Here is a 24,936-nt window from a genome sequence, read left to right as displayed (position 1 = left end):
TATCTTGATGTCGAGCAATGTTGCAGACGTGGAGCGGAGCACCCGGTGACTGACTCGACCATCATCTATACGCACACTGACGAGGCCCCCGCCCTGGCGACGTATTCCTTCCTGCCGGTGGTCCGGGCGTACGCGTCGCAGGCCGGTGTCGCCGTGGAGACCCGCGACATCTCGCTGGCCGGGCGCATCATCGCCGTGTTCCCGGAGTACCTGACCGAGGACCAGCGCATCCCGGACGCCCTCGCGGAGCTCGGTGAGCTGGCCAAGACGCCCGCCGCCAACATCATCAAGCTGCCGAACATCTCGGCGTCCATCCCGCAGCTCAAGGCCGCCGTCGCCGAGCTGCAGGGCCAGGGCTACGCCCTGCCGGACTACCCGGACGACCCGAAGACCGACGAGGAGCGCGAGATCCGCGCCCGTTACGACAAGATCAAGGGTTCCGCCGTGAACCCGGTCCTGCGTGAGGGCAACTCCGACCGGCGCGCCCCCGCCTCGGTCAAGAACTACGCCAAGTCCCACCCGCACCGCATGGGCGCCTGGACCTCCGAGTCCAAGACCAACGTGGCGACCATGGGGCAGAACGACTTCCGCTCCACCGAGAAGTCCGTCGTGATCGCCGAGGACGGCGCGCTGCGCATCGAGCTCGTCGGCGACGACGGCACCACCACGGTGCTGCGTGAGTCCGTACCCGTGCTCGCCGGTGAGGTCGTCGACGCCTCCGTGATGCGCGTCGCCGCGCTGCGCGAGTTCCTGACCGCGCAGGTCGCCAAGGCCAAGGCCGAGGGCGTGCTGTTCTCGGTGCACCTGAAGGCGACGATGATGAAGGTCTCCGACCCGATCGTCTTCGGCCACGTGGTGCGCGCCTTCTTCCCGAAGACGTTCGCGCAGTACGGCGACAAGCTCGCCTCGGCCGGCCTCACCCCGAACGACGGCCTGGGCGGCATCTGGAAGGGCCTGGACGCCCTGCCGGAGGGCGCCGAGATCAAGGCCTCCTTCGACGCCGAGCTCGCCGAGGGCCCGGAGCTGGCCATGGTCGACTCCGACAAGGGCATCACGAACCTGCACGTCCCCTCGGACGTCATCGTGGACGCCTCCATGCCGGCCATGATCCGCACCTCCGGCCACATGTGGGGCCCGGACGGCCAGGAGCACGACACCCTCGCGGTCCTGCCGGACTCCTCCTACGCGGGCGTCTACCAGGCCGTGATCGAGGACTGCCGGGCCAACGGCGCCTACGACCCGTCCACCATGGGCTCGGTGCCGAACGTCGGCCTGATGGCGCAGAAGGCCGAGGAGTACGGCAGCCACGACAAGACCTTCGAGGTCCCCACCACGGGCACCGTCCGCCTGGTCGACGGCAACGGCACCGCGCTCATCGAGCAGGCCGTCTCGGCCGGCGACATCTTCCGCGCCTGCCAGACCAAGGACGCCCCGATCCGGGACTGGGTGAAGCTGGCCGTCACCCGCGCCCGCGCCACCGGCGACCCGGCGGTGTTCTGGCTGGACGAGACCCGCGCGCACGACGCCAACCTGATCGCCAAGGTCAACACCTACCTCGCCGAGCACGACACCGAGGGCCTGGACATCCGGATCCTCAACCCGGTCGAGGCGACGAAGCTGTCGGTGGAGCGCATCCGCCGCGGCGAGAACACGATCTCGGTCACCGGCAACGTGCTGCGTGACTACCTGACCGACCTGTTCCCGATCCTGGAGCTGGGCACCAGCGCCAAGATGCTGTCGGTCGTCCCGCTGATGGCGGGCGGCGGCCTGTTCGAGACGGGTGCGGGCGGCTCGGCGCCGAAGCACGTGCAGCAGCTGGTCAAGGAGAACTACCTGCGCTGGGACTCCCTGGGTGAGTTCTTCGCCCTGGTGCCGTCCTTCGAGCAGCTCGCGAAGGTGGCGGGCAACGCCCGCGCCCAGGTCCTGGCCGACACCCTCGACCGCGCCACGGCTACCTTCCTCAACGAGGACAAGTCCCCGACCCGGCGCGTCGGCGGCATCGACAACCGCGGCAGCCACTTCTACCTGTCCCTGTACTGGGCGCAGGAGCTGGCCGGGCAGAGCGACGACGCGGACCTGGCGAAGGCCTTCGCCCCGCTCGCCGAGACGCTCGCCGCGAACGAGCAGAAGATCGTCGACGAGCTGATCGGCGCCCAGGGCAAGCCGGTCGACATCGGCGGCTACTACCAGCCCGACCCGGCGAAGGCCGCGGAGGCCATGCGCCCGTCCACCACGTGGAACGAGGCCCTGGCGTCCCTGAGCTGACGCCCCGGGCCCCTGCGGCCCGCTGACTCCGCCCCGGCCGGCACAGCACCCGGCCGGGGCGGAGCCGTGAGCGCCCCTCCCCCGGCGCTCACCATTCCCGCGTGGCGATCAGCTCCTCCACGTCCGCGTCCGGGAAGCCGTAGGCACGCGCCACGAAGTCGAAGTCCTCGGCTATCTCCTCCCGGGCCACCGTCTCGATCTCGCTGCCCGCCGCCTCGAACGCCGCCTCCAGGTCGTTGAACTCCTCCGTGGCCGCCTGCGTCAGCGCGTACAGCGCGGCGAGGCCGGCCGCTCCCGCCCGCTGCGCTCGCACAAGGCGAGCGGCACCGCGCGGCCCCGGGTCACGACGTGATCCGGGCAGTAGCCGTCTTCGTACAGCTGGCCTTCAGGGTGTCCTGCTCGGGATCACACAGTTCTTCGGCTGTTCCCGGCCGGTGGGCCAGCCGATGCCGACGAACTTCAGCGTGCCGCGGCCCTCCTGCCCTGGGTCCAGTTCGACCACGGCGACCGGCTTGTCGTACGGATTTCCGCCGCTGGTGAGGCAGATCAGACCGCTCGTTCCCTTCACCCGGTGCCGGGACTGGAGCTTGGACCACTCCGTGCCGACGTCCTTCAGACCGGGTACCTGCTCGGCGTCGTCGCCCTGTACCTCGTGCAGGGCGGTGCCGATGGTCAGGAGACCGTCGTAGACGAGCATCGTCCGGGAGTCCTCGAGGTACGGGACGGAGCCGAGATCGGTCCCCTCCTGGAGGGTGGCCTCGATCAGCTTGTTCAGGCCGTCCAGGGCCGCCTTGGGTTCGGTGAGGTACTGAGGGAGTTCGTCGGCGGTGGGCTCGCGGTCGTGGCTCGCGTCCCACCTCTTCTTCCATGCCTTCAACTCGGTGCTCCAGGCGGCCGGGTGAGCGGGGGCGGCGTACTGCACCGTCACCTTCGCTTCGCCGCCCGTGCCGCGCAGCTGCGCCCAGTCCTTCTCCGACATGCCCTGCCGCAGCGAGGCGGCGTCGGATCCGCTGATGATCGTGTAGTGCCGGTCCCCGCAGGGCTGTTGGGCGAGTTTGAGCGCGAATATCCGCAAGTGCAGTGTGCGGCCGGCGAAGTAGACGGTGTCGGCCGGCGAGTCACAGATGTTGTTGGCGATCTGGGTGAACTGGTTGCCGGTCGACCCCGCCTCGTAGATCCCCGGGGACTCGAAGGGCATCGCGGCGGGCCCGGCCGGGCCGGCCTCCTTGATGCCCCGGAACGCGTTCGCCAGCGACTCGTCGTAGGCGTCCTGGCGGGTGTCGAAGACCATGACCGTTCGGGCGTCCTGCCGCCCGCGTTCACCGTTGAAGTCTGCCAGGGCCTTGGCCGCGCCGTTGTTGGTGGGGATGATCCGGGCCAGACCGGGGAATCGCTGCTTCACCGCGCCGTCAATGCCGTCCCCGTTCGCGATCCGGTCGCCGCTGATCCGGGAGGCGAGCACCGGGATCCCGTGCTTCGTCAGGCGTTCGACGGCCTTCTCCGTGGCGTCAAGGCTGAGGTTGAAGCCCGTGACGGCGCGCAGCCGGTCCTTCGACGAGCCGGCCATGCCGATCAGGGTGTCCACGACCTCGCTCTGCCGCCCGTAGTTCCGTCCTGGATTGGCCAGAACCAGCCGGATCCTGGGCAGTTCGCCCTCACCCGCGTTGGCCTGCCGCTGCCCCAGGTACGCGCCCTGGAGGTCGCTGCGCATCTGCCGGCGCAGTGTCGGCTGGTCCGACTGGAGCGGCAGCATCATCGCCACGGTGACATGGGGCTGCTGGGCGATCCGATCGTTCTCCTTCTTGATGGCCCGGGCCACCGCCCGGATTTCGTGTGTGCCGAAGTCGTATCCCTCGCCGTTGACACCGATGCACTCGTCGTCGATCCGCTCGACGCCGTCGGCGCAGGTGTCGGGTTTCTGGGCGGCGGATCTTCCGTACACGACGGCGGCCACGAGCACCGTCAGGCCGAGCAGCGCGTAGAGGATCTGCCGCCACCTGGGCATCCCCGTCCATCTGGGTCTCGACAGCCGACTGGGCATCCCCGTTACCTCCGTCGCCCGAGCTGATCGGTGCAGGAACAGCGGAGCAACGGCCGCTGGTTCGCCGCCAGGCCGCTCCACTCGGTGGCCGTCGGGCCGAGATCCCCGGCGCCGTCGAACTCCATGATCGACAGACGCTCCAGCAGGCCGGCCAGTGTGCGGGCCATCTCGCTCCCGGTCGGTCTGGTCCGCTCCTCGCACAGCCACACCGCGTGCAGCAGCTGGTCGACGGTGCGGCGCAGCGCGGGTCCCTCGATTGGCACCAGACCCTGGGCGCGCACACGGCGGGCGTCCGCACCGCCCGGATACGGAGCCTGCGCGATCTCCAGCAGCTCCGCGCACCACTGCCGGGGGCGGCTGGGCAGCGTGGCGGCGAGGTGGCGGACCACGTCGTCCGCGCCGCCCGAGACCAGGTGGTGGTTCATCCGGTGCGCCGTGAGGGAACGGAACGCCTCGCCGCTCGCCGCCCCGTCGTCCGCCGCGCGCAGGGCGTAGTGGTCGCGCAGAAGATGGTGGTCGGCGTGCCAGGCGGCGCCGTCGGGGCGCAGCCCGTAGAGCCGGTGCACGAGCAGCTGACGCAGCCCGAAGTCCCCGATGAAGTGCCGTTCACAGCCTGGCCACCCGGTTTCGGTGAGCAGCTTGGCAATCTGATGCGCTGTCAGGATGGACACGCGGTGGGCCTGATGGTGGAGCAGCAGGACGTCTGCGCACTCCGTGTCGTGGGCCACCGACAGATGGGTGAGCAGATCGAGCCACTGGTCACGGTGCTCGTCCGGCAGCCCGACCGGCAGTTGGTCCAGGATCAGCTCCTCGAGCAGTACGTCTGTCACCGGCCGTTCGGCGGCGCCGTCCGGGTGGCGCAGCGGAGCGTCGAGGAGGTCACGGTCGTTGGCGTCCGCCGGCATCCGGAAGGTGGCGGCTGCTGCGGCCAGCCGGATCACCGTGTGCGGACGCCCGCCGCTCAGCCGGGCCACCGCGGCGACGACACGGCGGCGGTTCGCGCCGCTCTCCGGCTCCGTGCGCCGCTGTCTTCGCAGGGTCTCGTCGCGGAGCTGGTCACCGGTGAGAAAGGGCATCCGCAGCAGGAGTACCCCGTCGGCCAACGGCGCCTGGTCGGGTTGCGGGTCCGTGTTCCGGGACCATGCGGCCGGTATTCCGTCGGCGGGCCGGTACTCCGCCGGGTACCCCGCGTCCTCGGGCGACAGCCCTCCGTACAGGAAGGCGCCGCCGTCCTCCTGGCGTGCAGTGCCCACGATCACCACGCGGTCGCGCTGTCCGTCGCGCCGGTCGGTGAGCACGGCCCGCAACAGTCGCTCTCCCAGCGGCGAGTCGGCGTGGTCCAGGAGCAGTGCCGGGCGGCCGACGCGGCTCAGCCAGCCGACCGTGCCCTCGTACGCTGCCTCGATGTCCTCGCGCAGCGCCCGGAAGAGGAAGCGCTCCGCCACCTCCCGTGCCTCGCCGCCGGCCTTGAAGTCCGTGGCGAGATCGAGCAGCCCGTGCTCCGGCTGACGGCCCGCGGTGGGATAGGCGCCGTAGATCCGCGTCAGTTCCCTCCTGCCCTTGGGGGCCGCGTTCGCGAAGAGGGCCTCCAGCAGGGCGCCGGCCACCGAGGCGCCGTATGCGCCGAGCAACTGTCCGGCGAGGGTGTTCAGCAGATTGCGGATGACTCCGGTGAGCACGTTCCGCCAGAACCCACCGGTTCCCAGTCCGCGCAGGCCCTGCTGCTGGGGCAGGTTCTCGTAGCGTTCGACTTCCGTCCTGACCGCTTCGGGGCTGCGATCCGCGGCGCCGGTCGCGATCATCGTGAGACCTGCGAAGAACCGCGGAAAGACAAACGGGCCGCCGGTTCCCTGCCACGCGCGCAGCCGCCCGGCGACATCGACCAGGGCCTCGGTGAGGTCCGAGCGGGCTTCCGGTTCCGGCCCCGCGTCGTCCTCGTACGCCCGTGACGCGCAGTCCAGATAGATCACCGGCACTTTGGCGGCGAAGCGGTCGCGCACCAACCGCAGCAGCCGCCCCTTGCCCATCCCCGGGCCTCCGGTGAGCAGCACAACGGGAAGGTCGGGGCCGTACAACAGCTTGCTGCCACCGCCGGAAGGCGACCGCCCGAGCAGGCGCGCGAAGAAACCTTCCTCTTCGAGAAGTCTCTCGAACCCCAGATCCTCACCCACGGATCCCCCATGGAGACTCTCCCGCCCGGGAGCGGGTGATCGACGTTACGGAGGGAGATCAGTGGAACACGAAACGCCCGCTGGGACAACGCCCCTACTGTGAAGGGACGTTGGCGATGAAGCGCACCCAGGCGCAAGGACTGCCCGATGCCCCTTTCACCCGGGATTCCTGCGGCAGTCAGCCGAGGTAGAAGTCCCTGCGGACGGCGACGAACTCCTCGACGGTCAGGGGCCGCTTCCCGGTGACGCGCTCGACGTCGATGGTCGCCCTGTCGTAACGGTTCGCGCGGTGCAGCTGCGCCATGGTCGCGATGTGCTGCTCGGTGTGTCGTGGCAGGCCCGCGTTCGCGAGAACCTCTGTGCGCCACCATTGCGGGGGGACGTCCAGATAGGTCACCGTGCGGCCGAGTGCCTTGGAGAACTCCTGGGCTACTTCGGTCATGTCGAGCGCCCGCGGTCCGGTCAGCTCGTACACCTTCCCGGCGTGTTCCCCGGGATCGCGCAGGATGGTCGCGACCACCTGGGCGACGTCGTCGGCAGCGACTGGCGAGGTGCGTCCGGTCCCGAACGGCAGCGCCAGCGTGCCGTTCTCGCGGATCGACCGCGCCGCGAGGGCGGTGAACAGCGGGTTGTCGAGGAACGTCGTCGGGCGCACGTGCACCACGGGCAGGCCCGACCAGTCCAGCACCTGCTCCGCCAGCCAGTGCAGCCGCTGCTGGTGGGATTCCGCGGTGCTGGTGGCGGTCATCTGCGACACCGTCATCTGCGACATGTCCACCAGCACGTCGAGTTCGCCGTGCGCCTTCGCAACCGTGGCCATGACGGTCGCCGCCAGCAGGTGGTCCGGGGACACACTGAGCCCGAAGTACGTCCGGCGGACGCCGTCGAGCGCGGCCGCCACCGTTTCAGGCCGGGTCAGGTCCCCGGCGACGACCTCGGCGCCCAGTGCCCGTACCTCGGCCGCGCGGTCGTCCTCGCGGCGGACCAGGACGCGGACCGGCACCTTCTGCGCGCGCAGCCGCTCGGTGACCAGGCGGCCCATGCCGCCGGCGCCGGTGACGAGAACGAGGTCGTGATCAGCCATCGGTGGCTTCCTTCCGGAGGTGTTCGCCTCGGCCAGACCCTGGCCGCTGCACGGGCGGTGGTGCGTCGTGGTGCTCAAGGTCGCCGCTCGGGGTGAACACCAATTCCGCCGATCCGCCGATCGGTCTCGCCGAATGGCCGGCCGCACTTGTGTGTGGAGGTGTGGTCTGAGGGCCGGCGGGCGCCGGTGATGCCTTCTTCATCTGAGGAAGTAGGCGGCGCGCTGAGCGCGGAGGATGAGAGTGAAGCGCTCCGCGTCAGTGGGCTTTCTGGTGACGTCGGTGCTGGTCATCAGGGTGTTACTTGGCTGTTGGTGGGAGCGACGGGGAGCTGCGTCTGCCGGCGGCGGGCCATCCAGCCCATGAGCCGGACCATCGGGCGGCGTGGCAGGAGTTTGCTGGCGAGGGCGAGCGGCCGGCCGTTGGTGATCACCGAAGGGGGCGCGGACCGGCGGTCGAGCGTGTCGAGGGCAATCGTCACGACCTGCTCGGGGGTTACCCGTTTCGTGCCGTAGTCGGCGGACTGGCTGCCGGCGACGTCGTAGAACTCGGTCCGGGTGGCGCCGGGGCACACGGCCAGGACGCGCAGGCCGGTGCCGCGGGTCTCCTCCCACAGCGATTCGGTGAAGCTGAGGACGAATGCCTTGGTGGCGCCGTAAACGCTCAGGTAGGGGGTCGGCTGGAAGCCCAGCAGGCTCGCGACGTTGATCAGGACGCCGGTGTCGGCGGAGGTCAGCGGGTCGATGTAGGCGCGGCTGAGGTCGACCAGCGCGCTGACGTTCAGCGCGATCATGCTTTGCAGGCGGTCGGGATCCTCGTCGGTGAACGCGTCGTGGGTGCCGAAGCCGGCGTTGTTGACCAGTCCGGTGGCGTGGATGCCGCGGGACTCGAGTTCGGCGCGCAGCCGACGGCCCGCATCGGGCAGGCCGAGGTCGCGGGCGACGGCGGTCACCGTGACGCCGTGGGCGCGGGTGAGTTCAGCGGCCAGGTTCTCGAGCCGGTCCGCCCGGCGGGCCACCAGCACGAGGTTCGCGCCGCGGCGGGCCAGCTGGCGGGCGAATTCGGCGCCGAGGCCGGAGCTGGCGCCGGTGACGATGACGGTCTGGCGGTGGTAGTCGATGTCACTCATACCATTCACTCTACGCACGCTTTTGCACTGAGTGCAAGAGACTGCATGGTGTGAGACGACGTACCATCGGTGCATGGTTCAGAAACCGACACCTATTCGGGAACAGACCCGCTCCGTGGTCCGATCGCTGCTGGCCCGGACCGCTATCGAGCTGTTCGCCGCCAAGGGCTACGACAACACGACCCTCGATGAGGTCGCCGCCGCCGCGGGCGTCTCCCGGCGGACCCTGTTCAACTACTTCCGCAACAAGGAGGACCTCGCGCTCAGTGGCCTGGACGAACAGGGCGAACTGATCGCCGCGCGTCTCGCCGAGCGCCCGGCCGACGAGGATGCCTGGACGGCGCTGCGCGTGGCGTTCCAGGTGCTCGAGGAGATCGACATGTCAGCCGAAGGGCGCCTGGAGTTCATCACGCTGCTGTTCGGCAACGATTCCCTACGCGCCGGACACGCCGAGAAGCAAGCCCGCTGGCAAGACCTGTTCGCACCGCTGATCGAGCCGCGGCTGCCCGACTCCGACCGCCGCACCCTGCAAGCCCGCGCGATCGCAGCCGCAGCGATCATCTGCCTGCAGGCAGCCAACGAGGAATGGGTACGCCTGGGCGGACATGTCGACCTGTTCGACCTCTACGACACCGCCGTACAGGCCATCCGCCGCCCTGCCTGAAACCGGCCGCATCCAGCTCCACCACGCTCGTTGACGTGGGGACCAGGGCAAAACGATCGTGGCTCCGGGCCACGCACACCGCTGACCTGCTGACGAGCACCTTCACCGCTGTCAGGAGCCCTCAAGGAACCTGCACGTCATCCACCGACTGACAACGCCCCTGGAGCCCCTCGTGACCGACGTCCCGCCTTCCTTCGAGCTGCTGCCCGGCGACCGGCAGTCGCCTGTGATCCTCCATGTTCCGCACTCCGCGCGGGAGATACCGGACGACGTACGGGCGGGCATCGTGCTGGACGACGGGGAGCTGGCGCGGGAGCTGGACCACATCACCGACGCCCACACCGCGCGGATCGCCGGGGCGGCGGCGGAGCGGGCGGGTGTCACACCGTGGCGGTTCGTCAATCGGCTGTCGCGGCTGGTCGTCGATCCGGAGCGGTTTCCGGACGAGCGGGAGGAGATGCTGGCCGTCGGGATGGGAGCGGTGTACACGCGGACCACGCACGGCGGGGTGCTGCGGTCTGACGGCGTTGACGCCACGCCCCTCGTCGAGCGGTACTTCGAGCCGTACGCGCGGGCGATGACGCGGGCGGTTGCGGACCGGCTGGAGGCCACCGGGCGGGCTGTGATCATCGACGTGCACTCCTACCCGAGCCGGAGGCTGCCGTACGAACTGCACGGGGCGGGGCCGCGCCCGCCGGTCTGCCTCGGTACCGACTCCTTCCACACGCCTCCCGCGCTGCTCGACGCGGCCCGGGAGGCGTTCGGGGAGACGGAGCTCGACACACCGTTCGGCGGGACCTACGTCCCGTTGGAGTTCTACGGGAAGCGGCCCGAGGTGAGCGCGCTCATGGTGGAGATCCGCCGGGACACCTATATGACCGAGCCGGGCGGTGGCCCCGGACCCGGCCTGGAGCGATTCGCCGCCGCGCTGGCCGGCCTCGTCGACGCCGTGTCCCGCTGCACGGGCTCGGAGCGGTCCCCCTCGGCACCCCATAGGCCCCCCTCAGGCACCCCCTAGGCCCGCAGCCACTCCGTCACCACCACGTCCCCGCCGGTGCGCAAGCGCAGGGCGAACGGGCCGGACAGTGGCACGTCGCCCGTGAAGCGGCCCAGGTCGTCAGCGGTGAGCGGGGAACCGGGCCGCGGTCCGCCGAGGACCTCGATGCGGGCCGGCTGCGGCGGCAGCACCTGCCCCATCAGCCCCTGCGCGGTCACCTCCACGTCGACGGTCACATCGCCCGCCCGGAAGGTCAGCATCCGGGGCGTATCGGTGACGCCCCGGACGGGGAGTGCGTCGACCAGCGAGTCGAAGGTCAGCTCGGCCACGCGCGCGTCGAGGTCGTGCAGCGCGTAGGCGTCGACCGCGATCTGCTGGAGCTCCGCCGGCACCGGGTCGAGCACGGCGGCGGCCTGTCGCAGCTCCTCCTCCAGCATTCCGGCGTCGAACTCCTCGTCGCCCCGGTCATGTTCGCCGGACGCGTTGTCGCCGGACGGGTCGTCGTCGGACGGGTCGTCGTCGGACAGGTCGTCGTCGTACAGATCGTGGTCGTACAGGCCGTCGCCGTACCGGCCGCCGTCGTACCGCTCGCCGTCGTACCGGTCGCCGTTCATGTCGCTCATATCGCCCCCCGTGCCTCCAGCCGGGCCCGCAGACGCCGCAGACAGCGCTGGCGCAGCGGACCGATGCTGCCCACCGCGATCCCCAGCGCGGCGGACACGTCCTGGTAGCTGGGCGGCGGCGTGGCCATCAGCACGCGCAGCAACTGCCTGCACCGCTCGCCCAGTTCCTCGAACTCCTGCCACAGCCGCCGGACGCGTTCGCTCTGCGCGGCGGCCTCCTCCGAGTCGAGCAGCGACTGTTCCGGCGTGCCGTCCTCGCTGACCCGGTCCAGCAGCCGCGGATCGTCCGTCAGGGTCAGCCGCTGGGAGTTCCTGATGACCTTGAGACACTCGTGGCGCGCGGTACTCGCCAGCCACGCGCCCGCCTTGCCGGGCTCGCGGATCCGCCCGAGGTGCTGGGCGAAGCGGAACCAGGCTGTCTGGTAGACCTCGTGGGCGTCGGCGTCGGAGAGCCGGTGGGCCCGGACGACGGACCAGACCAGCGGGCTCAGCCCTTCCACGAGCGCCTTCCAGGCCGCCGCGTCACCGTCGGCGGCTGCCTGGACGAGCGCGCCGGCATCAGTACGGTCCACGGCAGCCCCACCCCTCGAATACGGCACGTCATCGTACGCCGTGGAGGGGGCGGCCCCGGCCCTCACAGCCCGGGGCCGAGGCGCACGACCGGGACCGGGCGCCAGGTGGGCGGACGCAGTGCCGGGACGTGCGCGCCACGCACTTCCGCGAACCCCGCTTCGGCGGCCAGGAGTTGCCGCCGGGCCGTGCGCGGATCGGTCTCCTTGTGGGCCGCCATGTGGGCGGCGACCAGGCCGGCGGTCACGGGGGTGGCGAAGGAGGTGCCGCTCCACTGCGCGTACCCCTCGAACATCACCTGGTCCGGCTTGGCGGCGTCGCCCTCGTCGCTCAGCACGCCGCTGTGCCGGGGGTGCTGGCAGGTGCAGCCGTAGGAGAAGCCGTAACGGCAGGCGTCGTACGTGGAGTGCTGGTACACGTACGGGACGGGTGCCTCGAAGCCGGTGAGGGCGCTGGTGAGGCGCTCTCCGGGGGCGTAGACCTTCACCCAGGGGCCGTGGTTGGTGAAGCAGGCGCCGGACTCGCCGTCGCTGCGCAAGGCGCCGACCGACAGCACGGAGTCCTCCCAGCCGGGCAGATCGGCGTAGGCGGCGGGCCAGAAGGGCGCCGCGCTGGCGTTGTTGCCCGCGGCGGCGACCAGCAGGGTGCGCTGCTCGCGCAGTTCCCGCATGAAGTTCTCGACGCCGAGCAGGCCGTCGGTGCGGCCGTTGGAGGTGCCGGCGGAGAGGCTCAGCACATCGGGCCAGCCGCCGGCGTCGACGGCCTCGAAGAGCTTGTCGCCGAACTCCGACTCCAGGATGGCGCCCGCGTCGTTGAGGCTGCCGCGCACGGTGATGTCGGTGTTGGGCGCGACGGCGGCGACGAGCCCGGCGATGAACGTGCCGTGGCCGACGTACTGCTGGAGGACGCCCTGGTCGTCGCACTCCTGGACCTGGGCGTCGCCGCCGGTGTGGGCGAGCAGGCCGCAGGAGCGGTAGTCGTGCATGAGGCCGGTGTCGACGACGAGGACGCCGACGGCGGTGTCCGGGTCGTGGGGCGTGCCGGCGGCGGCCGGGTTGGGCGGCTCGCTGAGCGGGGCGGGGACGGGTTCGTCGCCGGGGCAGGCGTTGACCGCGATGTGCACGACGTGGTTGCGGGCGACCATCCGGTGCCCGGCCCGGGACTCGTGCTCCCGGACGGAGCGCAGGGCGTGGGCGACGGCGCGGTCGGTGCCCCGGCCGCCCTCCCCGGGGTCGCCGACGCGGATGCGGGTGATGCCGCTGCGGTTGGTCTGCGGGCCCGCGCGGCGGATCTGCTCCTGGTCGAGGTCGGGTGCGGCCGTGAAGTGCGCCCGTACCGTGTCCTCGACGATCCGGGCCTCCTCGCCGTCGCGGACGAGGACCACACCCTTTTCGTACATGAACTCCGCCGAGTCGTCCGGGCCCATCGCCAGGGGGACGTCCGGCATCGAGCGCTGGATCTGGTCGAACTGCTCGTGGAATCGCTGAGGTGCCATGCGGGTCCTCCCGTTGGTGCGACGGCGTCGGCCGGTTCCGCTGAGCGGTCGTCAACATGAGCCGTCTCGGCGTCCCTTGATACAGCTCGACACCTGTGGGGTGCGCTCCGGGACCACTACCATCCGAGGAGTGACAGCGGGAAGCGACTCGGTGACGGAACTGCTGCCGATGGTGTTCGCCGACCCGGGCGAGGCTCTCACGAGGGCCCGGGCGCTGCTCGACGCCGACCCCTCCCCGCTGGACGCCTCGGTCGCCCACCAGGTGATCGGCATCTGGCAGCGGGACTTCGGCGATCTGCGGCTCGCGCTGCACCACCTGCGGCGGGCCCGGGAGTGCGCGGCGCGCGCGGACTCGGCCGACCGTGAGGCGGACGTGCTGGCCACGCTGGGCGTGGCGCTGGTGCACGCGGGCCGCACCCGGGAGGGCCTGGCGGCGTTCGAGCGGGGTGTCGCGCGGGGCGCGGGGCACACCAGGGCGCGGGTGCTGTACCGGCGGGCGTACGTGTGGTGGGTGCTCGGTCACCATCGCGAGGCGCTGGAGGACGTGCGCCGGGCGGTGCCGGTGCTGCGGCAGGCGGAGGACGTGATCTGGACGGCGCGGGCCCTGACCCTTCGGGCCACCGTGCATCTGGCGCTGGGGTCGGTGGAGCGGGCGGAGGCGGACTTCTCCGCGGCGGAGGCGCTGTGGGACACCACCGGCCAGGAGCACGACAAGGCCGACGCGGTGGAGAGCCGGGGCCTGGCCGCGTTCCGTTCGGGGGACGTGCCGGTGGCGCTGCGGCTGCTGGACGAGGCGGAGGAGCGGTACGCCCGGCTCGGCACGCCGACGTTCATGCTGAACATCCGGCGCTGCGAGGTGCTGATGGCGGCCGGCCTCGCGCCGGAGGCGCTGGCCGAGGCGGACGCGGCGATCGGGAAGCTGGACGGGATCGGCGGGCAGTCCACCCGCAAGGCGGAGCTGCTGCTGGCCGCCGCACGGGCCGCGAGGCTGGCCGGCGACGCACACACGGCGATCGCCCGCGCGGCCCTCGCGGTACGGCTGTTCGCCGGGCAGCGGCGCACCTGGTGGGAGACGCACGCCCGGCTGGTGCTGATCGAGGCCCGGCACGCGGCCGGGCGCGGCTCGGGGCGGCTGGTCGCCGACGCCGCCGCGGTGGCCGGGACGCTGGCCTCCTTCGGCGCCCCGGCCGCGCCGGAGGCGTCGCTGCTCGCGGGCCGGATCGCGCTGGACCTGGGCTGGACGGCGGACGCGGAGCGGCACTTGGCGGTGGCCGCGCGCAGCCGGCACAGCGGTCCGCCGCTGGCGCGGTTGACGGGCTGGGCGGCGCAGGCGCTGCGGGCCCAGGCCGCCGGGTCGGCGCGGGGCGTGCTGGAGGCCTGCCGACGGGGCCTGGACGTGCTGGACGACCACCGGATGACGCTGGGCGCCTCGGAGCTGCGGGCGCGTGCCACCGAACAGGGCGCGGAACTGGCGGCGTTGGCGCAGCGGGCCAGTCTTGTCTCCGGCGGGCCACGGCGGCTGCTGGTGTGGAGCGAGCGCTGGCGGGCCACGGTGCTGTCCACCCCGCCGACGCGGCCACCGGCCGACCCGGAGCTGCTCAGCGGCATGACCGCCTTCCGTGAGATCGCCGCGCGTGCCGAGGCCGCCCGGATGGAGGGCCGGCCGGTCCCGGCGCTGGAGCGCGAACAGCGGCGCCTGGAGCGGGAGATCCGCTCCCGGACCCTGCACATACGGGGCGAGGCGCTCGGGGACGGGGCCCGGTTCGACGTCGGCCTGCTGCTGGAGCGACTGGGCGACGAGGTCCTGCTGGTGGAACTCGCCGTGCTCGACGGCCGGGTGCAGGTGCTGCTGTGCGGGCGGGGACGGGTGCGCCGGTTCGAGGCCGGGCTGCTCGCCGAGGCGGAGACCGAGGCCGAGCACGTCCAGGCGGGGCTGCGGAGGCTGGCCCACCCCGGGGCGGAGGCCCGGCTTCCGGTGGTGGAGGCGGCGGGGCGGCGGCTGGAGGAACTGCTGCTCGGGCCGGCCGCTGCGCATCTGGGCGGCGGTCCGGTGGTGATCGTGCCGCCGGGGCGGCTGCACCGGGTGCCGTGGGCGCTGCTGCCGTCGCTGCGGGAGCGGGTGCTCAGCGTGTCGCCGTCGGCGGGCAGCTGGCTGCGGGCCCGGGAGACCGCGCCGCCGCCGGACGGCTGCCAGGTGCTGGTGCGCGGGCCGGGCCTGGCGACCGGCGGTGCCGAGGTGCCCGAGCTGGCCGGCCGGTACGGCTGTGCGACGGTCCTGGAGGAGGACGGGGCGCGGGTGCTGGAGGAGCTGGACGGGGCGGCGCTGGCGCACATCGCCGCGCACGGAACGTTCCGCGCGGACAGTCCGCTGTTCTCGTCCCTGCGGATGGCCGACGGGCCGATCGTCGTGCACGACTTCGAGCGGCTGGACCGCAGCCCCTATCGGATCATCCTGTCCTGCTGCGACACCGCCCGCCTCGCCTCCGTCGGCGCCGACGAACTGCTGGGCCTGGTCACGGCGTTGCTGCCGCTGGGCACGGCCGGGGTGGTGGCGTGCAGCGCACCCGTCAACGACGCCGCGGTGGTGCCGCTGATGCTGGCGCTGCACAAGGGCCTCGACGCCGGCCTGTCCCTGGCGGAGGCGCTGCGCGACGCCCGGGCCGCCCAGCCGGGCGACGCCCTGCACCAGGCCACGGGGTGGGCGTTCTCGGCGTTCGGCGCGGCCTGACCCCTCCCCCGCCCGGGGTCGACGTTCGGCGCGGCCTAACCCGCCCCTGCCCGGGCTCGACGTTCGGCGCGGCCTAAACCCCTCCCCCGCCCGGGCTCGACGTTCGGCGCGGCCTGACCCCTCCCCCTGCCCGGGCTCGACGTTCGGCGCGGCCTGACCCGCCCCCTGCCCGGGTCAGGCCGCCGGTCCCGGGTGCTCGGTTCAGGCCGGCTGGGCCTGCGGCGCGTCGGCCGTCCACGGCAGGGCGCCGCGGTCGCTCGCGCCGAGCCGGGCGTAGGCGCCGTACAGGTGGTTTCCGACGGTGCGGACCGACAGGGTGAGGCGTTCGGCGATCTGCCGGTTGGTCAGACCGGCCGCCGCGAGGGTGACGATCTGCCGTTGGCGGGCGGTGAGTTCGCCGAGGACCAGCCCGGACAGCGCGGGAGTGCGGGCACCCTGGCAGCGCCGGGCCAGGGCGACGGCCCGGGTGCGGGAGTGCCGGGCGGCGCGCGGGTCGCGGTGGGCTCGTACGGCCTGGGCATGCGCCTCGGCGGCGAACAGCAGGAAGCCGCGCCGCTCCAGTTCCCCGGCCACCTCGTCCAGGTCCGGGCCGTCGGCGCGGGTGAGGGCATCGGCGTGCCGGGCGAAGACGCCGTCGAGCCTGTCGACGACCTTCTCGGGGGCGCCGAGGCGGACGGCGTCGTAGGGGTCGGCGAGGGCCTGGTCGAAGCCGCCCGGGCTGTCCACCGTCGCCGAGGCGCGGTGGAGTTCCGCCCGGCAGGAGGCGTCCGCGGGGTCGCTCCGCAGGCCTTCCCGGGCCCAGGCCGCGGCCTCCCGCACCTCCCCGCGCAGCCGCGCGTAGCGGGCGCGCACCGCGGCGTACCCGCCCGGCAGCGGGCCGCCCTCGGCGACCTGCCACTCCCCCACCGGTGCGGCGCTCGCCCGTACGTCGGCCCGGTCGATCCGGCGGGCCAGGGCCGCGCACTCGGCGTCGAGGGCGGCGGCGTACTCCTCGGGTGCCCGGGCCAGCCGACGTGCCCGCAGCCGGCCCGCCGCGGCCCGGAGCACCGGCCCGTACAGGGGGTGGGCGAGTCGGACGCCACTGTGGTCGTCGACCTCGATCAGGCCGTCCGACTCCAGCGCTTCGAGAGCCCCGAGGTCCAGGTCGTCCAGGTCCGGGGGCAGGGGCTCGGCGAAGGCGAGGCGGTCCAGGGCCTCCCGTTCGAGCGGGCAGCTCCGGCCGAGGACAGGGGCGGTGCGTTCCCGTACGGCCGTGGTCAGCGGGACCGGCCCCCGCCACGCGCGTTCGCCGGTGTCCGCGACGGGGGTCAGCTGCCCGCGCACCGCGCCCAGCAGGTCGCGCAGCAGCCGCAGGTCGCCCCGGCTCAGGCGGAGCAGCCGGTTGAGGGTGAGCGCGTCGAGCGGGCCGGCGCCGGCCGTGAGCAGCCGGCCGGTCTCCTCCTCCGGCAGTGGCTCCAGCGCGAGGCGCGGCAGGAGTTCACCGGTCCACAGCCGGGAGATCGCGCCGGGCACGGGCGCGCCGTCGGTGGCGACGACCAGCAGCCGGGTGCGCCCGTGGACGGCGAGCTGATGGACCAGGGCGGCGGACGCGTCGTCGAGAAGGTGCGCGTCGTCCACCAGCAGTGTGCGGACACCGGACAGCAGCCGGACCGCGCGGTGCAGGGTGACCGACTCGGGGAGCAGATGCGCGAACGCCGCGAAGGGGATGGCCCGGGTCTCGGGCGTGCCGGCCGCCCGGGCGCAGTCGGTGCCGCGGATCGCCTCGGTCACGAGGCGGGTCTTCCCGCAGCCAGCCGGGCCCGTCACCACGATGCCGCGCCGCACGCCGGCCGACGACCGGCGGACCAGCTCCAGTTCGTCCTCCCGCCCGGCGAACGGCCAGGGCAGCTCCAGCGTCGTCGCGTCCCGCTCGTAAGTCATCACACAGACATGAGCGCGGCTACTCACCTTTGATACAGGGCGACTTGAGTAGCCCTCGACTCAGGCGCCGGGGGCGGGCCGCAGGGCAGGCTGTGGCCCATGACCGCACGCTACTGCTCGCTGGCTCAGGCGCCGGCGCCCGCCTTCGCACCGGGGCTGGCGGCCGAGCGGCTGAGCGCGCTCGCGAGCGGGCGGCGGATGTGGGTCAACGGCACCGTCCTGCACTACTGGTTCTTCGACGGCGACTCCGACGCGTCCGTCATCCCCGTGCCGGGGAGGGGGATGACGCGACGGGTGTCGTGGGCCGGCGCCGAGGAGCAGCGGGACGTGGTGCGCGCGGGTTTCCGTGAGTGGCAGGACCTCGGCATCGGGATCACCTTCGCCGAGGTCGGCGACCGCTCGGAGGCCGAACTGCGCATAGGGTTCCAGGCCGGCGACGGCTCCTGGTCGAGGGTGGGCCGGGAGGCGCTGCCGGCCGGGCGGCGGGAACGCACCATGAATTTCGGCTGGGACCTGACCGCGCCCGGGGAGCGCGGGACGGCCCTGCACCAGATCGGCCACGCGCTCGGCCTGCTGCACGAGCACCAGAGCCCGTTCGCGGGCATCCACTGGGACGACGAGGCCGTGTACGCCGAACTGGCGGGCCCGCCCCACCACTGGAGCAGGGAGCGGACGCACTACAACATCCTGCGCAAGCTCGGCCCGGACGAGGTCGGCGGATCCGTCTGGGACCCCCAGTCGATCATGGGGTTCCCGTTCCCGCCGGGGCTGATCCTGGAGCCGGAGCAGTACCGCGGGGGCCTGAATCCGCCCGGCACGCTGTCCGCCGCCGACAAGGAGTCCGCGCTGCGCTGGTATCCGCCGGCGCATCCGCAGGGTTCTCCCGCGCTGGTGCCGTTCCGTTCGGCGCCGCTCGGCATCGGCCCCGGCGAGCAGGCGGACTTCGTCGTCGACCCGCCGGAGACCCGCACCTACACGCTGGCCGCCTTCGGCGACTGCGACGCCGTCATGGTGCTCTTCGAGGAGCGGGACGGGGAGCCCCGCTACCTCGCCGGGCAGGACGACGGGGGAACTCCGCACAACGCCACGATCGGCGCCCGGCTCGTCAAGGGCCGGCGCTACGTCGTCCGCGTACGCCTGTACTCCGCCTGGGGTTCCGGCGGGACGGCGGTGATGTGCTGGTGACGGCACGGATCCGCCGCGCGGACACCTGAGCCACAGTCCGGCACCGGGGGAGCGGTCGAGGACGTCGCCCATGGGGGTGGGTGACGTCCTCGACCACGCCATGTGCCGGGGGCACCGGCTCTCATGGGCCGCGTGCGGCCCGCAGACGCATGCGCCGCCACCCGCTCCTTCACGCCGATGTCCCGCCGGGGCAGGGGCGCACGATCGACAGCCGTGCTACCGCCGGGGGCGGCCGGAGGCGAAGACGGGTACACCGGCCGAACCCCGTGAATCCGCCGGGCGGGTGACGGGCGTTCCGCGGCCGCCGGCCCCGGGCATGGTGCAAGGAAGAACGGCCGGCAATGGTGTTACGCCGTCCTGGCACCGGCATCTACGCTTGATTGCTCTCGCGGTTGCACGTCCGTATCAACAAGCGCACGAGGCGCCTACGGCCCGACTACGCTCGCGGCGTACCACCCGGGGGATGGGGGGACAGGTGGAGAGGTCTCGGCACGACCCTGACCGGCGCTCGAAGCTGCCGGCGGTTCCGGCCGTTCTGCTCGGAGCGCTGGCCACGCTGCTCGGGGGGACCCTGACCGGCCTGGCCGCGGACCCGACGCACCTCGTCGGCACCACCGGGTACGTCGTCACCACCGGACTGCTGCTCGCGGTGGGGCTGTACGGCAGCACCTACGGCATCGACCTCGCCGATCTACGCCGTGACCTGCGGGGCGTGGTGGCCGCCGTCACGCTGGGGGTCGTCCTCAAGGCGGGGCTGATCTCGGGCGTCATGGTCCTGGCCTTCGACCGCCCGGAGTACCTGATTCTCGGCATCGTCGTCGCGCAGATCGACCCGCTGTCGGTGACCGCCCTGAGCAAGGACGGGCACATGTCGCAGCGCGCCCGGTCCCTGCTCACGGCGTGGGCGTCCTTCGACGATCCGATGACGGTCCTGCTGACGCTGTACGTCGCCGGCTACGCCTACACGGCGGCCGGCCACGCGGGCACGCCCTCGGTGGTGGGCGGCGGTACCGAGGGGTACGTCCTCGGACTGGCGCTCAACGCGCTGCTGCTGGCCGGTGCCCTGCTGGCGTGGTGGGCGGGCGGCAGGCTGTGGCCGGCGCGGCGGTCCGGGAGGGAGCCCCTGCGGCCCCGGCGCCCGGCGACGCCACTGGCCGTCGTCCTGGTCGTGGTCATGCTGCTGCTCGCCGCCGCGAACATGCTCATGCTGGCCGTTGCGGTGGCCGGACTGTTCCTGCGTACGCCCGCGTTCGCCCGTCCTCTCGCGCGGGCGGTCACCAGTGCCTTCCTGCTCGCCACCGCCCTGCTGGGCCTGTTCGTCGCCCAGGGGGTGTCGCTCGGGCCGGGACTGCTGCTCGGCACCTCGGCGTTCCTGGCGCAGACGGTGGTGGCAGCGCTGCTGATGCCGCTCTTCGTCCGCGGCCTGTCCGGACGTGACCGCGTGCTGCTGGGACTCGGCCAGCAGAACGGGCTGACGGCCGTGCTGCTCGCTCTCACCCTCGAACGCGACTTCCCGAAGACGGTCGGCATCGTCGCCCCGGCCGTGGTGACGGTCAATCTGCTCCACTACGCGGCGCAGACCGCGTTCGGCTGCTGGTCGCGCCACCGCGCCGGGAAGAACCGCCGGCCCGCGGCCCCGCAGCAGCGTCTCCCCCGGCATCCGGCGGCCGGCGAACCCAGACAGGGCGAGGTGCCGCCGGCGGCCGACGGACTGCGCTCCTCCGCATAGCGGCGGCGGGGGGGCGTCCCGGACGCGCCGGCGGACTCGCCCCGGCCCCCGTGAGGTCGCTGACCGTCTCGCGGCGGTGGACCATGGAGGCGGAGCGGAAGGGGGGCTCTCGGCAGGAGACGCCGGTGGTGGACACAGATGTGCTGGTCGTGGGCGCGGGACCGGTCGGGCTGACCGCGGCGGCGGAGCTGCGGCGGCAGGGGGCCGCCTGCCGGATCATCGACAGGCTGCCGGCCCGGCTGCCGTACGCCAAGGCGGTGGGCGTCCAGCCGCGGACGCTGGAGGTCTGGGACCGGATGGGCATGGTGCGCGCCGCCCTGGAGGCGGCCGTGCCGCTGCGCGGGCAGGTGATGTACGCCGACGGCGTCGAGCAGGCCCGCTTCGAGCTGCGGCTGCCGCCGGAGGTCCCCTACGCCTTCGCGGCCCTGCCGCAGTACGAGACGGAGCGGATCATCGAGGAGCACCTCGCCCGCTTCGGCACGGGGATCGAGCGGGGCACCGAACTGCTGGACTTCACGCAGGACGAGGACGGAGTGGTGAGCCGGATCGTCACGGCGTCCGGTGCTCGGGAAGAACTGCGGTCGCGGTTCCTGGTCGGCTGCGACGGGGCGCACAGCACCGTACGGAAGAAGCTCGGGCTCACCTTCGAGGGAGGTGCGTTCCCGGAGGAGTACATGCTCGCCGACGTGGAGGTGGACTGGAGCCTGCCGGAGGGCTACGGCGTACGGTCCCTGCACCACGACGCCGACGGCCGTGTCGACGACGCCCTGGTCTGCATCCCGCTGCCCGGGGACCGCCGGTACCGCATGTCGATGCTGGTGCCGCCCGAGCTCTCGACGCGGGGCCAGAACGCCGCCCGGGGCGAGACGCCTCACGGCCTGGAGGGCGGGCGCGCACCGCGTCTGGAGCACATCCAGGCGGTCGTCGACCGGCTGTCGCCGGAGCCCGCCACCGCTTCCGCCCTGCGCTGGTCGTCGGTGTTCCGCATCAGCCACCGCCTGGTCGACCGGTACGCGGCGGGACGGGTGTTCGTCGCCGGGGACGCCGCGCACATCCACCCGCCGACCGGAGCGCAGGGCATGAACACCGGCATCCAGGACGCCTGCAACCTGGCGTGGAAGCTGGCCCTGGCCCTGGACGGCGGCGCCCGTCCCCGGCTCCTCGACAGCTACGACGCCGAACGCCGCCCGGTCGGTGAGGAGGTGGTCGGACGCACGGTCCGGCATACCACGGCGGGCGGCGTCCAGAGCGCGAAGGACGACAGGGCGACGGTGATGCTGCGCGAGGCGCAACTGCTCGTCGCCTACCCGGACAGCCCCCTGACCGCGAACGGCGCGGGCCCCGCGGACGCGGACTCCCCCGCCCCGGGCGACCGGGCTCCGGACTGCCGCGGCCTCACCACCGGCCTGGCCATGACGCCCCTGCGCCTCTACGACCTGCTGCGCGACCGGGGACACGTCCTGGTTCTCTACGCCGACTCGGCCGACGCGCTCACCGCCTGCCGTGACACCGCAGCCGCCACCGGCCGGCTGACGGGCGGCACGCTGCCCGCGTTCCTCGTCGCCGCCCGGGAAGCGGACACGGCGACGGCCGTGCACGTCCCGGCCGGCGCGGACGGCAGGCACCTGCCCGTGTTCCGCGACGAGGCGGGAGAGTTCGCGCGACTGTACGGCGCGAAGGGTGCGGCGGCCTTCCTCATCCGCCCGGACGGCTATCTCGCCGCCCGCCTGACACGGCTCGCGGCCGGGGAGACGGAGCCCGCGCTGGCCGACGCGCTCGGGCGGGTCTTCCGCCTGTGACGGCACCGGACGGCCGGGAGGGGCTGTGACGCACCTGCGAACGCAAACGGGTGGGTGGCACCCGCCACCCACCCGTTTGCGTCGGCGCTCCCGCAGAACCCTTCAGGACTGCGGACGGCTGCCGTGGTTCGCGCCGTTCTTGCGGCGGGCCTTCTTCTTACGACGTCGCTTCGAGGACATCGGACCTCCTCTTTCCCGGCTTTCGGTCACATGACTACAGAGCCACTTTCCAGCCGACGCGAACGCAAACACACACGCTGCGGATGCACACGGGTGGCCTATGTCACGGCTGATGCCCCGGCTCGGCCGCGGGCGAACCGGAACACCGACATACCGAAGGGCTGTTTCCGGATACCTCCGAAAACAGCCCTTACTTGCGACTCATATGAGTCGGGACGACAGGATTTGAACCTGCGACCCCTTGACCCCCAGTCAAGTGCGCTACCAAGCTGCGCCACGTCCCGTTGCGCATCGCGCGGACGAACCGCGTGATCACGCAGGTCAACCCTACCGCATGGGGAGCCGTCCTCCGGCCCGCGCCGACGGCCGGTCCGGGCGCCGGGTCCAGCCGGCGAGACCCACCGTCGAGACGGCGACGGCGAGGACGGCCCACCAGGGGAGATCCGCCTTCGTCGCGTGGCCGGCGCAGGCCGCCACGGCCAGGAGCGCCGTGACGGCACCTCCGGGCAGCCCGGCCCGCCGGGCGGGTCGTCGCCCCGTCTCGTCCACGTCCTGCTCCTCCTTCACGCATGCAGTCGCATGCCCTCGGGCATCTCAACTCCCGGGCATATGCCGCAAACAATACGCCAATCGGCGGGAACTCCCGACCAGGGCATAGGGGTTGAGACGGACAAAGGCGTTGTACGGGGTGCCGTTCCGGTCTCGCCCCCCTCCCGCTCCCCCGCAGCCCCGCGCCCGCGCCCCACGCCCCACGCCCCACGCCCCACGCCCCACGCCCCACGCCCCACGCCCCACGCCCCACGCCCCACGCCCCAGGATCGGGGCCGACGGTGTGTCCGCCCGGACCGCCCGGCACCCCACACTCTGTCGAGGCCTCTCCCCCGCCCACCGGGACTAAGGTCGCCGCATGACGCACAGCTTCGTACTCCACATCCCCGACGCCGAGCTCGAACCCGAGCCCCTGGCGCCCGAGCAGATCGTCTCCGGGACGCCCGAGGTCACCGGCAAGGTCGTCTGGGAGTCGGAGGACGGCCGGCAGGTCCGGGGCGTCTGGCAGATCACGCCCGGCGTGGTCACCGACACCGAGGCCGACGAACTGTTCGTCGTGATCAGCGGATCGGCGACGATCGAGGTGGAGGGCGGGCCGACGCTCACGGTCGGGCCCGGCGACCTGGCCGTCCTGCGCGAGGGAGACCGCACGACGTGGACAGTGCACGAGACGCTGCGCAAGGCATACGCGATCAACCTCTGAACGAGGGGGCGATCAGGGCGCCGGAGCCGTCGATCCCCGGATCTCCAGGGTGGGCGTGGCCAGTTGGGTCCGGCCCGCTCCGCCGGGGCCCTCGAAGCGCTCCAGGAGGCAGCGGGCCGCGCGGCGGCCGACCTCGTGGCTCGTGTTGTCGACCGTCGTGAGCCACACGTGCCGCAGGCGGGCGATGCTCGTGTTGTCGTAGCCGACGACGGACAGGTCGCGCGGGACGCGCAGCCCCAGTTCCTCGGCCGCCGAGAGCACACCGATGGCGGCCATGTCGTTGACGGCGAAGACGGCCGTGGGCCGTTCGGTGCCGCTGAGCAGCCGGACGGTCGTGCGGTAGCCGCCCTCCTCGGTCATGTCGCTCGGCTCGACCACCGCCCGCTCCGCCAGGCCGTGCCGGCGCATGGCGGCCTCGAAGCTGCCGCGCCGCAGCTCGCCCACCGCGCCGTAGCCGGCGATGTGCGCGATACGGCGGTGCCCGAGGCCGATCAGGTGCTCGGTGACCAGCCGGGCCCCCCGCTCGTCGTCGCCCGCCACCACGTCCACGCCCGGCGGCGCCGGTTCGCGGGAGCCGGCCAGCACGACCGGGATCCGCTCGGCCACCGCGCCGAGGGCCGCCGGGTCGGGCAGCGTGCCGACCACGACCAGGCCGTCGACGCGCAGGTCCAGCAGCGGGTCGGCCGGGTCCTGGCCGGTGCGGCGGTTGAGACGGGCGTCGGCCAGCAGCATGTGCAGGCCGTTGGCGTGCAGCAGGGAGTTCAGGCCGTCGAGGAGGTCGACGAACCAGGGGTTGCGCAGGTCGTTGAGGAGGACGCCGACCGTGCGGGTCCGCTGCTCGCTGAGGCTGCGGGCGGCGGCGTTGGGCCGGTAGCCCAGCTCCTGGGCGGCACGGAGCACGGCGTCCCGCTTCTCGGGGCGTACCTGGTCGGAGCCGCGCAGCACGAGGGAGACCAGCGACTTGGAGACACCGGCCCGTTCTGCCACGTCCCGGATCGTCGGCTGTCTCATGGGATGGACCGTTCCATGCGGCGCCACGGCTTGTCAAAGGGTTGACAGCGTCGGCAAACCCCGCTCAGGGTGGCATGGACAGGTTCTGGAACGGT

General features: G+C 72.7%; 19 protein-coding genes, 1 tRNA gene and 1 pseudogene. 8 read left to right on the top strand and 13 right to left on the bottom strand.

What is annotated here, in order from left to right; genetic code table 11:
• Positions 1-45: 45 nt before the first annotated feature.
• A complete protein-coding gene (locus RFN52_RS35130; RefSeq protein ID WP_184852559.1) occupies positions 46-2,265 on the top strand; it encodes an NADP-dependent isocitrate dehydrogenase in 2,220 nt (739 codons plus the stop codon).
• Positions 2,266-2,353: 88 nt separating this feature from the next.
• Here RFN52_RS35130 and RFN52_RS35125 read toward each other — a convergent pair.
• From RFN52_RS35125 to RFN52_RS35105, 5 genes and pseudogenes are all read right to left on the bottom strand, one after another.
• A pseudogene (locus tag RFN52_RS35125) lies at positions 2,354-2,643 on the bottom strand (DUF5713 family protein).
• 7 nt (positions 2,644-2,650) lie between these two features.
• Entirely contained in the window at positions 2,651-4,270 is a 1,620-nt protein-coding gene (locus tag RFN52_RS35120; protein ID WP_311241129.1) for an ABC transporter substrate-binding protein, read from the bottom strand.
• Between the two features lie 41 nt (positions 4,271-4,311).
• Complete coding sequence (locus RFN52_RS35115; protein ID WP_184852553.1) at positions 4,312-6,477, bottom strand: amino acid adenylation domain-containing protein; 2,166 nt, start codon at positions 6,475-6,477, stop codon at positions 4,312-4,314.
• Between the two features lie 178 nt (positions 6,478-6,655).
• Complete coding sequence (locus RFN52_RS35110; RefSeq protein ID WP_184852551.1) at positions 6,656-7,561, bottom strand: NmrA family NAD(P)-binding protein; 906 nt, start codon at positions 7,559-7,561, stop codon at positions 6,656-6,658.
• 290 nt (positions 7,562-7,851) lie between these two features.
• Positions 7,852-8,688, bottom strand: coding sequence for an SDR family NAD(P)-dependent oxidoreductase (locus RFN52_RS35105; RefSeq protein ID WP_184852550.1), 837 nt, complete (start codon positions 8,686-8,688; stop codon positions 7,852-7,854).
• 73 nt (positions 8,689-8,761) lie between these two features.
• On the opposite strand from RFN52_RS35105, the gene RFN52_RS35100 reads away from it, so the two are divergent.
• Both RFN52_RS35100 and RFN52_RS35095 read left to right on the top strand, forming a co-directional pair.
• Complete coding sequence (locus RFN52_RS35100) at positions 8,762-9,352, top strand: TetR/AcrR family transcriptional regulator (RefSeq protein ID WP_184852547.1); 591 nt, start codon at positions 8,762-8,764, stop codon at positions 9,350-9,352.
• 172 nt (positions 9,353-9,524) lie between these two features.
• Positions 9,525-10,370: an N-formylglutamate amidohydrolase gene (locus RFN52_RS35095; RefSeq protein ID WP_184852545.1), complete on the top strand. Its 846-nt coding sequence runs from the start codon at positions 9,525-9,527 to the stop codon at positions 10,368-10,370.
• On the opposite strand, the gene RFN52_RS35090 is transcribed toward RFN52_RS35095, so the two are convergent.
• From RFN52_RS35090 to RFN52_RS35080, 3 genes are all read right to left on the bottom strand, one after another.
• Positions 10,367-10,876 carry a hypothetical protein gene (locus RFN52_RS35090; protein ID WP_184854149.1) on the bottom strand — a complete coding sequence of 170 codons (510 nt, stop codon included), beginning with the start codon at positions 10,874-10,876 and terminating at the stop codon, positions 10,367-10,369. The genes RFN52_RS35095 and RFN52_RS35090 overlap by 4 nt on opposite strands.
• 92 nt (positions 10,877-10,968) lie before the next feature.
• Entirely contained in the window at positions 10,969-11,544 is a 576-nt protein-coding gene (locus RFN52_RS35085) for an RNA polymerase sigma factor (RefSeq protein ID WP_184852543.1), read from the bottom strand.
• 62 nt (positions 11,545-11,606) lie between these two features.
• On the bottom strand, positions 11,607-13,037 hold the full coding sequence (locus RFN52_RS35080; RefSeq protein ID WP_184852541.1) for a S8/S53 family peptidase: 1,431 nt from the start codon (positions 13,035-13,037) through the stop codon (positions 11,607-11,609).
• Between the two features lie 169 nt (positions 13,038-13,206).
• On the opposite strand from RFN52_RS35080, the gene RFN52_RS35075 reads away from it, so the two are divergent.
• Positions 13,207-15,765: a CHAT domain-containing protein gene (locus tag RFN52_RS35075; protein WP_184854148.1), complete on the top strand. Its 2,559-nt coding sequence runs from the start codon at positions 13,207-13,209 to the stop codon at positions 15,763-15,765.
• Positions 15,766-15,966: 201 nt separating this feature from the next.
• On the opposite strand, the gene RFN52_RS35070 is transcribed toward RFN52_RS35075, so the two are convergent.
• A complete protein-coding gene (locus RFN52_RS35070) occupies positions 15,967-17,685 on the bottom strand; it encodes a LuxR family transcriptional regulator AbsR2 (RefSeq protein WP_184852539.1) in 1,719 nt (572 codons plus the stop codon).
• A gap of 99 nt (positions 17,686-17,784) precedes the next feature.
• Between RFN52_RS35070 and absR1 the strand changes: the two genes are divergently transcribed.
• The 3 genes from absR1 (at position 17,785) to RFN52_RS35055 (ending at position 22,398) form a co-directional block, all read left to right on the top strand.
• Complete coding sequence (gene absR1 / locus RFN52_RS35065) at positions 17,785-18,870, top strand: beta-glucuronidase AbsR1 (RefSeq protein WP_184852536.1); 1,086 nt, start codon at positions 17,785-17,787, stop codon at positions 18,868-18,870.
• A 475-nt stretch (positions 18,871-19,345) separates the two neighbouring features.
• Complete coding sequence (locus RFN52_RS35060; RefSeq protein WP_184852533.1) at positions 19,346-20,599, top strand: cation:proton antiporter; 1,254 nt, start codon at positions 19,346-19,348, stop codon at positions 20,597-20,599.
• A gap of 83 nt (positions 20,600-20,682) precedes the next feature.
• On the top strand, positions 20,683-22,398 hold the full coding sequence (locus tag RFN52_RS35055; RefSeq protein WP_184854147.1) for an FAD-dependent monooxygenase: 1,716 nt from the start codon (positions 20,683-20,685) through the stop codon (positions 22,396-22,398).
• 102 nt (positions 22,399-22,500) lie between these two features.
• On the opposite strand, the gene RFN52_RS40155 is transcribed toward RFN52_RS35055, so the two are convergent.
• The 3 genes from RFN52_RS40155 to RFN52_RS35045 form a co-directional block, all read right to left on the bottom strand.
• Positions 22,501-22,578: a 50S ribosomal protein bL37 gene (locus tag RFN52_RS40155; protein WP_370443954.1), complete on the bottom strand. Its 78-nt coding sequence runs from the start codon at positions 22,576-22,578 to the stop codon at positions 22,501-22,503.
• Between the two features lie 210 nt (positions 22,579-22,788).
• Positions 22,789-22,862, bottom strand: a tRNA-Pro gene (locus RFN52_RS35050).
• Between the two features lie 43 nt (positions 22,863-22,905).
• On the bottom strand, positions 22,906-23,145 hold the full coding sequence (locus tag RFN52_RS35045) for a hypothetical protein (RefSeq protein ID WP_184852530.1): 240 nt from the start codon (positions 23,143-23,145) through the stop codon (positions 22,906-22,908).
• Between the two features lie 340 nt (positions 23,146-23,485).
• On the opposite strand from RFN52_RS35045, the gene RFN52_RS35040 reads away from it, so the two are divergent.
• Positions 23,486-23,830: a cupin domain-containing protein gene (locus tag RFN52_RS35040; protein WP_161367280.1), complete on the top strand. Its 345-nt coding sequence runs from the start codon at positions 23,486-23,488 to the stop codon at positions 23,828-23,830.
• 12 nt (positions 23,831-23,842) lie between these two features.
• Here RFN52_RS35040 and RFN52_RS35035 read toward each other — a convergent pair whose 3' ends face one another.
• Entirely contained in the window at positions 23,843-24,841 is a 999-nt protein-coding gene (locus RFN52_RS35035) for a LacI family DNA-binding transcriptional regulator (protein WP_184852527.1), read from the bottom strand.
• Between the last annotated feature and the right edge of the window lie 95 nt (positions 24,842-24,936).

This window comes from Streptomyces collinus, assembly GCF_031348265.1.
In the GTDB taxonomy this organism is placed as follows: domain Bacteria; phylum Actinomycetota; class Actinomycetes; order Streptomycetales; family Streptomycetaceae; genus Streptomyces; species Streptomyces collinus.
Note: the sequence above shows the minus strand (reverse complement) of the source record. Positions and strands in the feature narration are given on the sequence as shown.